Source organism: Leucobacter chromiisoli (assembly GCF_016522505.1).
In the GTDB taxonomy this organism is placed as follows: domain Bacteria; phylum Actinomycetota; class Actinomycetes; order Actinomycetales; family Microbacteriaceae; genus Leucobacter; species Leucobacter chromiisoli.
The window spans coordinates 1-13,246 of record NZ_JAEHOH010000031.1 but is presented as its reverse complement, the minus strand read 5'-3'; the positions used below and the strand labels follow the sequence as shown (position 1 = coordinate 13,246).

Below are 13,246 nucleotides of genomic sequence, written 5' to 3'. Positions count from 1 at the left end.
ACCGGGCGCGGTCGGGCACGCTGGGCGACGAGGTGGAAGCCGGCGCTGAACGCGTTCGCGATAGCCTTCGAAGGCCGAATCAACTAACGATGCGCTCGGCCAGATCCACCGTTAATCGGACACACCCCACCGCGGTGCTCAGAGTGGGGAACGCCATACGGCGGAGTGGCCGGAGGATCGGATGGCGTCACTGCTCGGAACGCTCAGGACTCGCCATACAAGTGAGCACTGCCTGCAACTCGGCGACGACCTGATCAGGCGCGAACCCGTCTGCGCTATTGATGCTCTCCCAGAACCGGTCGTACGCCTCGGTCGCGAACTTCAGGAAGCTCCAGAGCGCAGGGGCCTCCTGTGCGGCGGTGGTGAGGAACTCCGCCCAGCGATCGCGGTCCTCGAGGAGGTACGCGAACCCTCGCACCGTGTGGAGCCGAGCCTCCTCGTTGTCGAAACGCATGTTGCTTCTCCTTAGATCGTCGGGCGGGTCTTGTTCATGCCCTTCACGACAGGTGCGTGCCGCCATCCCAAAGCTCTGATGGAAGCGGTGAGGGCGCCACGATCCGCCGCTCGGGACGAGTGAGGCTGATGGCTGGCGAGTGGTGCCAGGTAGCGATGGGCGGGCCAGGTTCGCAGTGAGAAGGTCAGGGGTTCGAATCCCCTTAGGCCCACCCCACGCATAAGGCTCGAACCCTTGCCAACGGAAACGCTGGCCGAGGTTCGGGCCTTGTTGGCGTCTGCGGCCCAGGTCAGGGCATTCGCGTTGACTTGCGGATCAAGGAGCATCTCGAAGGGCCGGTTGTGCTCGACCCGCAGCTCGTTGTCCTCGTCGATGAAGACCTTCGTGAAGAATGCCTGGTTGCACAGGCGCCGGTTGGTGTCGTCGCAGCGGGTGTAGATGTCGGCGCAGTTGGCGAGCAGGCCGAGGGCGTCGTCGAGGTGAGCTCTGGCGTCGGCGTAGTGCGCCTGCATGAGCCGGTCCTGCTCGCCTTCGAGCCGATCGCGGTTGGTGCTGAGGCGTTCCAGTTCCTCGGTCTCGGCAGCCATGAGCCGATCGAACTCATGATGGAGCATCCCTGCGAGGGCATCCTGCTGGGCCGGCGTGATCTGGACGCGGGTGTAGTACTCCTCGACGAGCTTCTCGAGGTCTTCGATGAGTATCGCCTGGCGCGTGCAGTCGGTGCGCTTGGAGTGCCGACCGGAGCACACGAAGTAGCAGTACACGTTCCCATGGCGGTTCTTCGCGTTGGAGACGATGAGTCGGGAACCGCACTGCCCGCGATGGATGGTGCCCTGGAGGTAGTGGCCGTGAACTCGGGTCGCCTCGACGGCACACTGATCCGCGGTCAGCACTAGCAACACCAATCTCAGCAGGGCCACGAGCCCCATCACGTCACCGCGACGAAGCGCCCTTCACCACGAACCTTGAAGAGCCGGTAGACAGCCGCATCATCTTGCCTCCCACGGTCGATGAACCTGCTTACCACGAGACCCGCTTGGTACAGTTCCAAAATGGATGACTTCGCCTCAGCGTCCGCGCATGTCCAGCCTGATGTCCGGGTGCGTGGTGCCCGGGAACACAACCTCAAGGACGTCGATCTCACCGTCCCGCGCGATGCGATGGTTGTGTTCACGGGCGTGTCCGGTTCGGGGAAATCCTCGTTGGCTTTCGGTACGTTGTACGCGGAGTCGCAGCGGCGCTACTTGGAGTCAGTTGCCCCGTACGCGCGGCGACTGATCGACCAGGCGGGCGTCCCCGACGTCGACTCCATCACTGGGATGCCGCCCGCCGTCGCGCTGCAGCAGCAGCGCGGAGTGCGCAGCGCGCGCTCCTCTGTAGGCAGCATCACCACGCTGTCGAGTGTGGTTCGGATGCTGTACTCGCGAGCCGGTGAGTACCCAGATGGTCAGCCGATGCTCTACGCCGAGGACTTCTCCGCGAACACCGTGCAGGGCGCCTGCCCCGAGTGCCACGGCATCGGACGAGTCTACGAGGTGACCGAGGCGCGGATGGTCCCCGATCCTTCACTCACCATCCGGGAACGCGCCATCGCATCGTGGCCGACCGCCTGGCACGGACACCAGCTGCGCGATGTGCTGGTCGCGCTCGGCTATGACGTGGATGTGCCGTGGAAAGATCTGCCAAAGAAGGATCGGGACTGGATCCTCTACACCGACGAGACTCCGTTCGTCCCGGTTCACTCGCGACTCACGCTCGCTGAGGCTCGACGGGCGATCCAAGCGGGGATCGAACCGAGCTACTCAGGCACGTTCGTCGGCGCGCGACGATACGTGCTCGACACGTTCGCGAACACGAAGAGCGCGTCGATGAAGCGCCGCGTCGCCCAGTTCATGAGCGCAGCGGTGTGCCCGGTGTGCCAGGGGAAGAAGCTCAAGCCCGAAGCGCTGACGGTCACGTTCGAAGGCCTGGACATCGCCGACTTCTCGGCTTTGCCGCTGCGTGAGTTGGCAGAACTCCTCGTGCCCGTCGTCGCTGAATCCGACCTCGAGGACGAGACCTCCGGCGCAACGATAGACGTCGAGACCAGGCGCGAGGCCGTCGCACAACGCGTCGCTGCAGGCGGGTCTGCGCACTCCGCTGCACCCGATGTCCGTCGCACACCGAATCGGTCCGCCGAGAAGCGCGCCGCGGCAGCGCGCCTCGGTGCCGAGCTGCTGGACCGACTGCGCCCCATCATCGACCTCGGACTCGGCTACCTCTCGCTGAGCCGTACGACGCCGACGCTGTCCGGCGGGGAACTGCAACGACTTCGACTCGCCACGCAACTCACGTCGGAGTTGTTCGGTGTCGTCTACGTCCTCGACGAGCCGTCAGCCGGTCTCCATCCGCACGATGTCACCGGGTTGCTGGGTATCCTCGACGGCCTCAAGCAGCGCGGCAACAGCCTCTTCGTCGTGGAACACTCCGTCGATGTCATGCGGCACGCGGACTGGCTCGTCGACATCGGTCCGGGTGCGGGTGAACGTGGCGGGCGCGTGATCTACAGCGGCCCCACGGACGGGCTCGCGGACGTCGACGATTCTGTGACACGCGGGTACATCTTCGGGGGCAGCGGCCTCCCACCGCACGAGCCCCGTGCCGCCCACGATTGGCTGCAGTTGGAGCACGTCACACGCAACAACCTGCGGGACGTATCTGTGGCTCTGCCGCTCGGGACGCTCACGGCGGTCACCGGCGTGTCCGGGTCGGGGAAGTCCAGCCTTGTCAGTCAGGTCCTGCCAGCCCTCATCGGTGCCAGGCACGGAGACACCCGTCGCATCGAGGAGGACAACGCAGAGGCCGGCGATCTGCTTCTCGCTGACGAGTCCGATGAACTGGGTGGGTCGGTCGAGGGCGACCTCACGACGGTCCGACGTGTCGTGAGCATAGATCAGAAGCCCATCGGCCGCACCCCCCGCTCTAATGTCGCCACCTACACGGGGCTCTTCGATCACGTGCGCCGCCGGTTCGCAGAGACTCTCGAAGCTCGGGCGCGCGAGTACAAGCCCGGTCGGTTCTCCTTCAACGTCGCAGGCGGCCGCTGCCCGACGTGCGAAGGCGAAGGCTCCGTGATGGTCGAGCTGCTGTTCCTGCCTTCGGTCTACACCGTGTGCCCCGACTGTCACGGCACCCGCTATCAGTCGAGCACCCTGGAGATCACCTGGCGAGGCCGCAACATCGCGGAGATCCTCGCGATGAGCGTCGAAGAGGCCCACGACTTCTTCGCCGGCGAGTACGATGTGATGCGCTCGCTCACCTCGCTGGTCGATGTCGGGCTCGGGTACCTGCGCTTGGGGCAGCCCGCTACGGAGTTGTCGGGTGGAGAAGCACAACGCGTGAAGCTCGCCACCGAGCTGCAACGGGCGCAGCGCGGTGACGCTCTTTACGTGCTCGATGAGCCCACCTCCGGTTTGCACTGCGCTGATGCGGACCGGCTCGTCACGCACCTCCAGACTCTCGTGGATGCCGGCAACACGGTCGTGATGGTGGAACTCGACATGCGAGTGGTCGGCGCCGCCGACTTTGTGATCGATCTCGGGCCGGGAGCCGGTGACAACGGAGGCACAGTGGTCGCGTCCGGAACGCCAGCAGAGGTCGCCGCGTCGAGAAACAGCGCTTCAGCACCGTATCTCGCCGCCGCCCTCGCCGAGGCCGCGACGCTGACGTCAGGGGCATAACCGGCTCTTCGCCGTTGAGTGTGGGTATCGGGTGACGCGCCGGTAGCCGGGGCTGCTCGGGAGATGGGTCGAGGTCCCCGAGGATCAGAGGACTTCTACCTCATCTGATCGCGAGGACCTCGACGATGACCGAGCCTACGACCTGCTGGTCGGTCTCGACGGGCTAAGAGCGATCGCGGTCGAGCGCCGCGGGCGCGACGCGCTGACCGTGACGGTCGAGTCGCCGCCGGGCCCGATCGGCTGCCCGGGCTGCGGCGTGCTCGCGATCGGTCACGGCCGCGCGCCGGTGCCGCTGGTGGATGCGCCGGGGATGGGTCGACCGGTCCGGCTGCTCTGGCGCAAGCGCCGCTGGCGCTGCCCCGAACCGGCCTGCGTGGTCGTGACCTTCCTGGAACAGGATGAGACGGTCGCAGCGCCGCGGTCGAAGCTGACGCGGCGGGCGGCATGGTGGGCGATCGAGCAGATCCGCCGGGAGCACGCCTCTGTCAACGGCATCCGGCGGCAGCTGGGCACGGGCCGGCGGACCGTCTGGGACATGATCCGGCCGCTGCTGGAAGCTGCCGAGGCCGACCCGGCAAGGTTCGATGACGTGACCGTGCTGGGCGTGGACGAGCACATCTGGCACCACGTCTCCACGAGGCCGATCGGCTCCGGCGGGCGCGGGGCGAAGGAGCTCACCGGCATGGTCGACCTCACCCGCGACGTCCACGGCCGCACGCGGGCGAGGCTGCTCGATCTCGTCCGTGGCCGGTCCGGCGAGGCGTACCGGTCGTGGCTGCACGATCGCGGCCCGGCGTTCCGCGACCGGGTGGAGATCGCGACGCTCGACCCGTTCCGCGGCTTCAAGAACACCATCGATGAGCAGCTCGAGGACGCCCGCGCGGTCCTCGACGCGTTCCACATCGTGAAGCTTGGCACCAAGGTCGTCGACGACGTGCGACGCCGCGTGCAGCAGCAGATGCACGGGCACCGCGGCCGCAAGGGCGACCCGCTCTACGGGATCCGCAACATGCTGCGCGCAGGCGAGGAACACCTCACCGATCGGCAGCGCGCCAGGCTCAAGCGAGCATGGGTAGCCGAATCTGGCAGCGCGAGTTCCTCGGCTACTTCGACACTGGCGGCGCGAACAACGGCGGTACCGAAGCCATCAACGGCCTCATCGAGCTCCACCGCCGCATCGCCCGCGGCTTCCGCAACCGCGACAACTACCGCCTGCGCATGCTGCTCATCGGCGGCGGGCTATTCGCATGACCCACGCTCGACGGCGAAGAGCCCGAATGGCGCGACCCCCGCAAGCGTGTACAGAGCGTATGCCCTGGGATCGAGCAGCGGACCCGGGCATTATCCCGGCTCGATCGCTACACATCAACCCAAGGCGAGCCCCTTGACACGTGGTTCCTGGGGGCGTTGGCTGTCTAGCGATGGGGCCGGCGTCGGAGGCCTTGCCAGAAAGACATCGAGCAACGCAATCGGATCGGAGCAGACATGAAAGCAGTGGTGTACGAGGGACCCCGTCAGGTCAGCACGAAGGACGTCCCGGACGCGAAGATCGAGCGACCCACCGATGTCCTGGTCAGGGTAACGACGACGAACATCTGCGGCTCGGACCTCCACATGTACGAGGGGCGGACCTCCTTCGAAGTAGGCCGGACGTTCGGTCACGAGAACATGGGGGAGGTCATCGAAGTCGGTAGTGGCGTGGAGAAGGTCAGGGTCGGAGACCGGGTTGTGCTGCCGTTCAACATCTCGTGCGGGTTCTGTAAGAACTGCGAACGCGGTCTCACGAATTACTGCCTGACCACGCAGCCTGACCCGTCCGCCGCCGGTGCGGCATACGGATTTGCGGACATGGGCCCGTACGGCGGAGGCCAAGCGGAGCTGCTCCGGGTTCCCTTCGGCGACCACAACGCACTGCGCCTGGGTGAAGATGCGGAGGAGAAGGAGAACGACTACGTCATGCTCTCTGACATCTTCCCCACCGGCTACCACGCCACCGAGATGGCCGGCGTGATGCCCGGCGACAGCGTTGTGATCGCTGGGGCGGGTCCGGTCGGATTGATGGCCGCCCTGTCCGCGACGATCAAGGGCGCAGCAAAGGTGATGGTGGTCGATCGCCATCCTGACCGGCTCGCGCTGGCCGAGCAGATCGGTGCGATTGCCATCGACGACTCCAAGGTCGACCCCGTGCAGGCTGTGCTGGACGAGACGATGGGGCTCGGAGCTGACCGTGGTTGCGAATGCGTGGGCTACCAGGCCCACGATCCCCAGGGCAACGAGGACACCGCCGCCACGCTGAACATGCTCATCAACGCGGTGCGCTTCACCGGACGAATCGGCACCGTCGGCGTGTTCGTCCCCCAGGACCCCGGAGCCAAGGATGACCTCGCCAAGCAGGGAAAGGCGGCCATCGACTTCGGCACTCACTGGTTCAAGGGGCAGACCATGGGCAACGGTCAAGCCCCGGTCAAGCGGTACAACCGCCAGCTGCGAGACTTGATCGCCGCCGGCAAGGCCACCCCTTCCTGGATCGTCTCCCACGAAATCTCGCTGGACCAAGCCGCCGACGCCTACAGGAACTTCGACGCCAGGTCCAAGGGTTGGACCAAGGTTCTCATCAAGCCCGGCATGTCGACCGAGAAGAAGGCGAACTGATATGGCCGAGACGCTACAGAGCAAGAGAGTCGCCATCCTCGCCGCCGACGGAGTCGAACGCGTCGAGCTCGAGCAACCCCGCGAAGCACTGGAACGGGCCGGCGCTCAGACCGAGGTCCTCTCGATCCACGACGGCGAGATCAAGGCCCGTAAGAACGACCTGGATGAAGCGGGCACGTTCACCGTCGACGGGTTGATCGCCGACGCCTCGGTGGGCGACTACGACGCCCTGCTGCTTCCTGGCGGCACGGTGAACCCCGACCAACTCCGGGTCGACAAGGACGCCGTTTCCTTCGTCCGCGACTTCGTCGAAAGCGGCAAGCCCGTGGCGGCGATCTGTCACGGACCGTGGACGTTGATCGAGGCCGGCGTGGCCACCGGTCGCACCCTGACGTCCTTCCCGAGCATCCGCACGGATCTGCGCAATGCCGGCGCGAACGTCGTCGACCAGGAGGTCGTGGTCGACAAGAATCTCATCACCAGCCGCTCGCCGGAGGACCTGCCGGCGTTCTCCGAAGCGATCGTGTCCCAACTCGCGGGCAGCACAACAAAGGAAGAGGAGACATCATGAGTGTGACCAAGGGATTACTGGTCAGGTTTGACGCGTTGCCCGGCAAGGAGGACGACGTGAAGGAGTTCCTTGACAGCGGCCGTGCGCTTGTTGAGGAAGAGCCGGCGACCACCGCGTGGTTCGCGATCCGTCTCGGCCCGTCCTCATTCGGGATCTTCGACGTGTTCCCCGATGACGCCGGCCGCGACGCGCACCTGTCCGGCGCAGTTGCGACCGCTCTCGGCGAGCAGACCGGCAAACTGTTCAGCGAACCGACGATCGAGAAGCTCGACGTTCTGGGGTCCAAACTCCCCGCCTGACACCACAGACCGGGAGAACTGGCCCAGAAATGAGGGGTCGCTGCGCGCGGTGACTTCGGGCTTACACAGCCCGCTGACGTCGTGGCAGCGGCCCCTTCTCTTGCGGCCTATCGCTAATCACCAACAGATCGGGGAACCGCGATGACAGGAACTGACGACGGCGTTGCCACGACGCGTTCACCCGAGGTAGCAGTGATCGGGGGCGGGATCGTCGGTCTGTCGACGGCGTACGCGCTGCGGGAGCAGGGCGTGCCGGTGCGCTTGTACGAGGCTGGTTTGCCCGGGACGGGTCAGTCCGCAGGCGAGTCGCGGATCTTCCGGCATGCCCACGACGACCCGCGACTCGTCGCTTTCGCGCGCGAAAGCCGCGGCGTATGGGATGAGTGGGCCGAACACTTCGACGTCGAGCTGGTCTCATCAGACGGTGTCCTGGCGATCGGAGACAGCGCCCTGGCGCGGCTGCGGGTGCTCGACCAGATCGGCGGCGTGGAAGCGCACGAGATCGACGCGGCCGAGGTCGCCCAGCGGATGCCGCTGCTCGCTGGGTACTCGGGGCCAGCGGTGCTCGACGAGTCGGGCGGCGCGATCCGCACCCGCGCCGCGATCACGGCACTCACGGGTGCCCTCGCAGATGCGGTCACCACCGGTGAGGTCATCTCCATCGACCCCCGCGCCGACGGGACGGTCGAGGTGCGCAGCGTCACCGACCGGGCTGTCTACTCCAAGGTGGTCGTGTGCGCCGGCCGCGAAACCGCCCGCCTGGCACGCAGCGTCGGCCTGTCGCTGCCGGTTCGCCTTGCCGCACACGTCAGGCTGACCTTCGACGTGAAAGCCGCCGCCCCGGCACGAGTCGCGTGCCTGCAGGACAGCAGCGGCGTCTTCGGCGAAGTCGGCGTCTACGCGACGCCGCTACCGGGCAACAGCAACTATTCGGTCGGACTCAGCGACACCGTCGGCGTCCGCGACGACGGAACTTTCATCGACCCGGCGGCGATTCGATCGTTGGACGAACGCGCACGCGAATACGTGACACGGGCGCTGCCCGGTCTCCACCCAGAGCCGCGCGAATTCCTTCACTGCTGGGTGACCGATCTCCCGTGGAGTGAGGACGGCGTGGCCGTGTGGGAGGCAGGCTCTGTCCTTTTTGTGGCCGGTCACAATTTGTTCAAGCAGGCACCTGCGCTGGGTCGCGCTCTTGCCCGGGCTGCGACCGGCGGCGGTCTCCGCGCCGAGCTCACGCACGAAGCGCGCCTCGGCGAGGCCCAGAGCTAGGGCGTGTCTCCCAATCGCGGGGGGGTGACCCGCAATTCTGGACTCGTCACGATGGGGTCACGTTGGTGGCTGCGTGCAGTGCGGCGGTGAGGTAGCCCGCGGAAGCACCGACACCTTTGTCCGCGACGACGCACCGCGACCTCAAGGACGGTGGGTCGCCACCCCAGCGGCTCGTGCGCGAATCGACGGATGACCGTGTCCCGAGCAGCGCCCTCGGCGCCGCAGCGTCGGCACCACTCATCAGGGGTCAGGACCCGGCAGGCGAGCACCGCTCGCGCGGGCTCGAGGCGTTGACCGGTCACGACGAGGTCGAGCTCATCGAGGCGGCAGAACGTGGTCAGGTCAGGGCGGGCGAACGCGCCAGAGCGCTCGCCGGCGGTAGCGTCGGACAAGTCGAGGTCTCTCGGATGCAGCGTGTGGGAACCTTCATCCTCGGGAGACCTCGACGTCTATCCCGGGACCGCCACGCCGACGCCAACTACACCCTCATCTGGGATGAGCCTGATCAGGTCGTCGGTTCGATTCCGACAGGCGGTTCCGGCGAACAGCCCCTGACCTGCGGAAACGCAGGGCAGGGGCTGTTCGGTTCTGGTGGTCGCGCGATACGCTGGCCTCACGGCTCTGCCCGACACCGACGTCGCTCTCCTCTGCGACGGACCCCTCGCCGGCTGAGCGCTCGCGGCCGGCATCCTGTCCGTGTGCCGGTAGGCCTCGCTCCGCTTGGCAACGCGGCGGGGCGTTGTGTCGTGACCTGGACGTGCGACGTGTCAACGGTGCGTCGGCGCAGTGATCGTTGTGTGCGCAGCGAGATGCTCCACGCCGCACGCGCGGCGCGCACGAACGCAACGGCCCCGGAACGCCAACGACCCGTCATCGCTGCGACGCGCAACGCGTCTCCCGTCACGGCCACGGATCGCAGCCAAGCCCCGCCCACAGCGCCTAGTGGGACGGAGGGCAAGTTGCCACAGTTGCGCTGCCATGGAACCGCTGGCTCTCTCGATGACCACCGGTGAACCAGTGCCGCTCCAGGCTTGCGCCTGGTGTTGCCTGGCCTCCGCGTGATCGGCCCGTCGGGGATCGTCAACGTGGTACGGGTGTCGAGACGGTCGGGTCCTACGGCTCGGCGGGGCGCGATTGTCTCGTGCGTTGGCGGACTACGGGAGCTTGGACGCGAGGACGTCGGCCGCCAGGATCTCGGGTGCTGCGCTGAGGAGGTGCTGGTTGGCCATCAGGGCTGCGACGATGGCGCCGTTGGCGTGGGCGTCGCGAGCGGCCTCGTCGGGGAATGCATCGAAGATCCAGAAGGTGTCGGCGTGGGTCCTGACCGCGAACCAGACAATCGTTCCTACTTCTTCGTTGGCGAGTGCGACAGCGCCGGCGAGCAGATCGGCGAGCGCGTCGTGCTGTCCATCGGCCGCGACGATCTTGGCGACGAAGGCATACGGAAGTGATGCGCGTGTGGACATGAGGGACTCTCCTAGGTGTCGAGGTTTCTTGGTGAAGCGAGTTCAGCATATGACGAGCGAGGGCCGGTGGGGAGTGGCGTATACGGCAGTATTGCTATTGTTTACGTCATGCGTATCGGACTGATCGCGATCGACGGCTGCTTCGGTTCGGCTATCGCGTCGATCATCGACATCGTGCGGGTGGCCGACGGAGCCCGCGGCGATGTCGACCCGCGGATCGACCCGATCGAACTCGCCATCCTCGGACCGAAACGGCGAGTGACCACGACGGCATCGATGACCCTGTCGGTGGACCACCCGCTGTCGGAGTCCGGAGAGTTCGACGTGGTCGTCGTCCCTGCGCTTGGAACCCTTACGGCCGCCGCTACCAACGACGTCCTCCAGAGCCGAGATGCTCGTTCGGTCATCGCCTCGCTCGGGCGCCTCGACGAGGCGACCACCCGGATCGCCGCGGCGTGCACCGGCGTGTTCGCCGTCGCCGAGACCGGACGGATGCATCATCGGCGGGCGACGACCAGCTGGTTCCTGGGGCCGGAGTTCCTGAAGCGCTATCCGACCGTCGCCCTCGATCTCGACACCATGGTCGTGGTCGACGGGAACCTCGTCACCGCCGGCGCCGCCTTCGCCCACATCGACCTCGCGCTCTCACTCGTGCGATCGATCAGCCCCGACCTGGCCCAACATGTCGCCAAGCTCCTCATCATCGACGAGCGCCCGTCGCAGGCGGCCTTCGTCGCCTACGAACATCTCCGGCACGAGGATCCGATCGTCGTCGAGTTCGAACGCTTCGTGCGCGCCCGCCTGGACGAACCGTTCAACGTCGCCTTCGTCGCGCAGTCGCTCGGCACCAGCCGGCGCACCCTCGAACGACGAGTCCGTGCGGCGCTCAACCTCACTCCGCTCGGCTTCGTCCAACGGCTTCGCATCGAACGAGCTCGGCACCTCTCAGCAACCACGGACCTCACCTCCGCCGAGATCGCGCTACGGGTCGGCTACGCGAACGCCGAGACTCTGCGTTCCCTCCTGCGCAGGGAGCGACGCCGTTCCTGACCTATCGCCATGCCTTAGAACCACTTCTCAGCACGTCGCGTCGACGCTCCTGCGTCGCCCCTGGACGACCCACTCGACACGCCCGCAGCACAGGCCATGCGACGTGCCCCGGCTTCCCGGACGGTCGGGGTTGGGTGGCTGTGATGTCGCTGCGTTCTCGTCGAGAGGATCAGCAGACCCGATCAGGGTCGATTGGGATGAGACGCGAAGGCGGTCAGGTCAGGGCGGCCGAAGCCGGCCGGCGGGGTAGCGTCGGACACGTCGAGGTCTTTCGGATGGATGGCGTAGGAACCTCCATCGTCGGGAGACCTCGACGTCTATCTGCGGACCGACGCGCTCGGCCGACCTACACCCTCATCTGGGAAGAGCCGAACAACCGGCTACCGAGCCTTGAGGTCTTGCGCGATGCCGCCAAGGAGGCAGGCGCACACGCGGATCATGCCGCCGAGTGCGTAGAGACATTCCTCGCGAATGCTCGCGAGGTCGGTGTGATCCGCACGATCGCCGGCTCGGAACATCTGCTCCCTATCGAGGCGGTTCTCGAGCAGCTCCCCGACGACAGCGACGATGGGATCGAACATCATCACGAGGCCGAAGCTGGCGAGTTCGCGGGCAAGGAGAACGCGGATGCTGCGACTCCGTTCGCGCCCGAATCGCCGACGATGACCAAGTCGTCCAAGGGACGCACCAAGGGTAGGGCCTCCGGCGCGCTCAGTAGGACCTGTTTTGTCGTGTCGCCCATTGGCTCCGCTGACTCGATCGAGCGCAAGCATGCAGACCTCATGCTCTCGTCGCTGATCGAGCCCGCGCTAGAGGGACTGGAACTCGAAGTCGTTCGGGCGGACCGCATCAGCAAGCCGGGGCTGATCACCGGCCAGGTCATCGAGCACATCGCACAGGCGGCGCTTGTTATCGCGGACCTGAGCTTCGCGAACCCGAATGTGTACTACGAACTCGCGCTTCGGCACGCGGCGCGTAAACCAGTCGTTCAGATAATCCGAACTGGCGACAAGCTGCCGTTTGATGTCGGGCAGTATCGAACAGTAGAGATTGACATGAGCGATATCTACGTGCTCGTCCCAAAGCTAGACCTTCACCGGCAGGAGATCACTCGTCAGGCACGCGCCGCAATGGATGAGGGCGGCAACACGTAGAGTCCTCTCTCGCAGTTTTGTCCCGCGTTCTGGGAACACATCGAGCACGGAGAGTAGGAGCCGTAGGGCCGCATGGTGGTCCATCTTTCCTCGACTGCTCCTCGCGCAGCGACCCGCGCCTCGATGGGATGGTCGCGTGCTGCCTGCAGAAGGATGCAGCCAGGTAACCGGTCGACGAACGTCCTGCCAAACCGATCAAGAATCTCAGAGATTCTTCTGTCAAGCGTGATCTCGTGGCAAGGGAGTCCCATGCCAAATCACGACATCGCGTTGACTATCGACGATAGCTATGGCCTCACCTACGTTTGAAGCGCCCTGGGTCTGATGGAGACTCGCGCTATTTGATTCCGACCAGCAGGTTGTGGTCGTTGGGGACAGCATAGAACGCGTTCTCGAACTCTGCGAGCGGGACGTCGCCGAGGTAGCCGTGGAGGCGCTGCGTGTTGTGCCAGTGCACCCAGCCGAGCGTCGCGAGCTCGAGATCCTCGACCGTCTTCCATGGCCCTGTGCGTGGGGGTCCGCGGACGAGTTCGGCCTTGTAGTAGCCGTTCACCGTCTCGGCCAGGGCGTTGTCGTAGCTGTCCCCGACGGTTCCAATCGACGGCGTGG

At 66.0% G+C, this 13,246-nt stretch carries 11 protein-coding genes and 2 pseudogenes; 8 read left to right on the top strand and 5 right to left on the bottom strand.

Going from position 1 to position 13,246, the window contains the following annotated elements:
* Positions 1 to 187: 187 nt before the first annotated feature.
* Together JD276_RS15595 and JD276_RS15590 are read right to left on the bottom strand one after the other, a co-directional pair.
* Positions 188 to 454 (bottom strand): hypothetical protein, encoded by a 267-nt coding sequence (locus JD276_RS15595; protein WP_200116586.1) that lies wholly within the window; start codon positions 452 to 454, stop codon positions 188 to 190.
* An 11-nt stretch (positions 455 to 465) separates the two neighbouring features.
* Positions 466 to 1,383 carry a recombinase zinc ribbon domain-containing protein gene (locus JD276_RS15590; protein ID WP_233615813.1) on the bottom strand — a complete coding sequence of 306 codons (918 nt, stop codon included), beginning with the start codon at positions 1,381 to 1,383 and terminating at the stop codon, positions 466 to 468.
* A gap of 123 nt (positions 1,384 to 1,506) precedes the next feature.
* Here JD276_RS15590 and JD276_RS15585 point away from each other — a divergent pair, with 123 nt between their 5' ends.
* From JD276_RS15585 to JD276_RS15560, 6 genes and pseudogenes are all read left to right on the top strand, one after another.
* Positions 1,507 to 4,173, top strand: coding sequence for an excinuclease ABC subunit UvrA (locus JD276_RS15585; protein WP_200116585.1), 2,667 nt, complete (start codon positions 1,507 to 1,509; stop codon positions 4,171 to 4,173).
* Positions 4,174 to 4,315: 142 nt separating this feature from the next.
* Positions 4,316 to 5,424: pseudogene (locus tag JD276_RS15580) on the top strand (ISL3 family transposase).
* 234 nt (positions 5,425 to 5,658) lie between these two features.
* Positions 5,659 to 6,825, top strand: coding sequence for a glutathione-independent formaldehyde dehydrogenase (locus JD276_RS15575; RefSeq protein WP_200116584.1), 1,167 nt, complete (start codon positions 5,659 to 5,661; stop codon positions 6,823 to 6,825).
* A gap of 1 nt (position 6,826) precedes the next feature.
* Positions 6,827 to 7,396 (top strand): type 1 glutamine amidotransferase domain-containing protein, encoded by a 570-nt coding sequence (locus JD276_RS15570; RefSeq protein WP_200116583.1) that lies wholly within the window; start codon positions 6,827 to 6,829, stop codon positions 7,394 to 7,396.
* Entirely contained in the window at positions 7,393 to 7,695 is a 303-nt protein-coding gene (locus JD276_RS15565) for a putative quinol monooxygenase (protein WP_010155117.1), read from the top strand. The genes JD276_RS15570 and JD276_RS15565 overlap by 4 nt, the downstream gene beginning before the upstream one ends.
* Positions 7,696 to 7,836: 141 nt before the next feature.
* Positions 7,837 to 8,967: an NAD(P)/FAD-dependent oxidoreductase gene (locus tag JD276_RS15560; RefSeq protein ID WP_200116582.1), complete on the top strand. Its 1,131-nt coding sequence runs from the start codon at positions 7,837 to 7,839 to the stop codon at positions 8,965 to 8,967.
* Positions 8,968 to 9,092: 125 nt separating this feature from the next.
* On the opposite strand, the pseudogene JD276_RS15555 reads toward JD276_RS15560, so the two are convergent.
* Both JD276_RS15555 and JD276_RS15550 read right to left on the bottom strand, forming a co-directional pair.
* Positions 9,093 to 9,359 (bottom strand): annotated as a pseudogene (locus tag JD276_RS15555) (ISL3 family transposase); the annotation flags it as partial.
* A 762-nt stretch (positions 9,360 to 10,121) separates the two neighbouring features.
* Entirely contained in the window at positions 10,122 to 10,433 is a 312-nt protein-coding gene (locus JD276_RS15550) for a putative quinol monooxygenase (RefSeq protein WP_200116581.1), read from the bottom strand.
* 108 nt (positions 10,434 to 10,541) lie between these two features.
* Here JD276_RS15550 and JD276_RS15545 point away from each other — a divergent pair, with 108 nt between their 5' ends.
* Together JD276_RS15545 and JD276_RS15540 are read left to right on the top strand one after the other, a co-directional pair.
* Complete coding sequence (locus JD276_RS15545) at positions 10,542 to 11,483, top strand: GlxA family transcriptional regulator (protein ID WP_167991112.1); 942 nt, start codon at positions 10,542 to 10,544, stop codon at positions 11,481 to 11,483.
* 398 nt (positions 11,484 to 11,881) lie between these two features.
* Positions 11,882 to 12,637 carry a hypothetical protein gene (locus JD276_RS15540; RefSeq protein WP_200116580.1) on the top strand — a complete coding sequence of 252 codons (756 nt, stop codon included), beginning with the start codon at positions 11,882 to 11,884 and terminating at the stop codon, positions 12,635 to 12,637.
* 337 nt (positions 12,638 to 12,974) lie between these two features.
* Here JD276_RS15540 and JD276_RS15535 read toward each other — a convergent pair.
* On the bottom strand, positions 12,975 to 13,246 hold a 272-nt coding region (locus tag JD276_RS15535; protein WP_200116579.1), incomplete at its 5' end, for an integrase core domain-containing protein.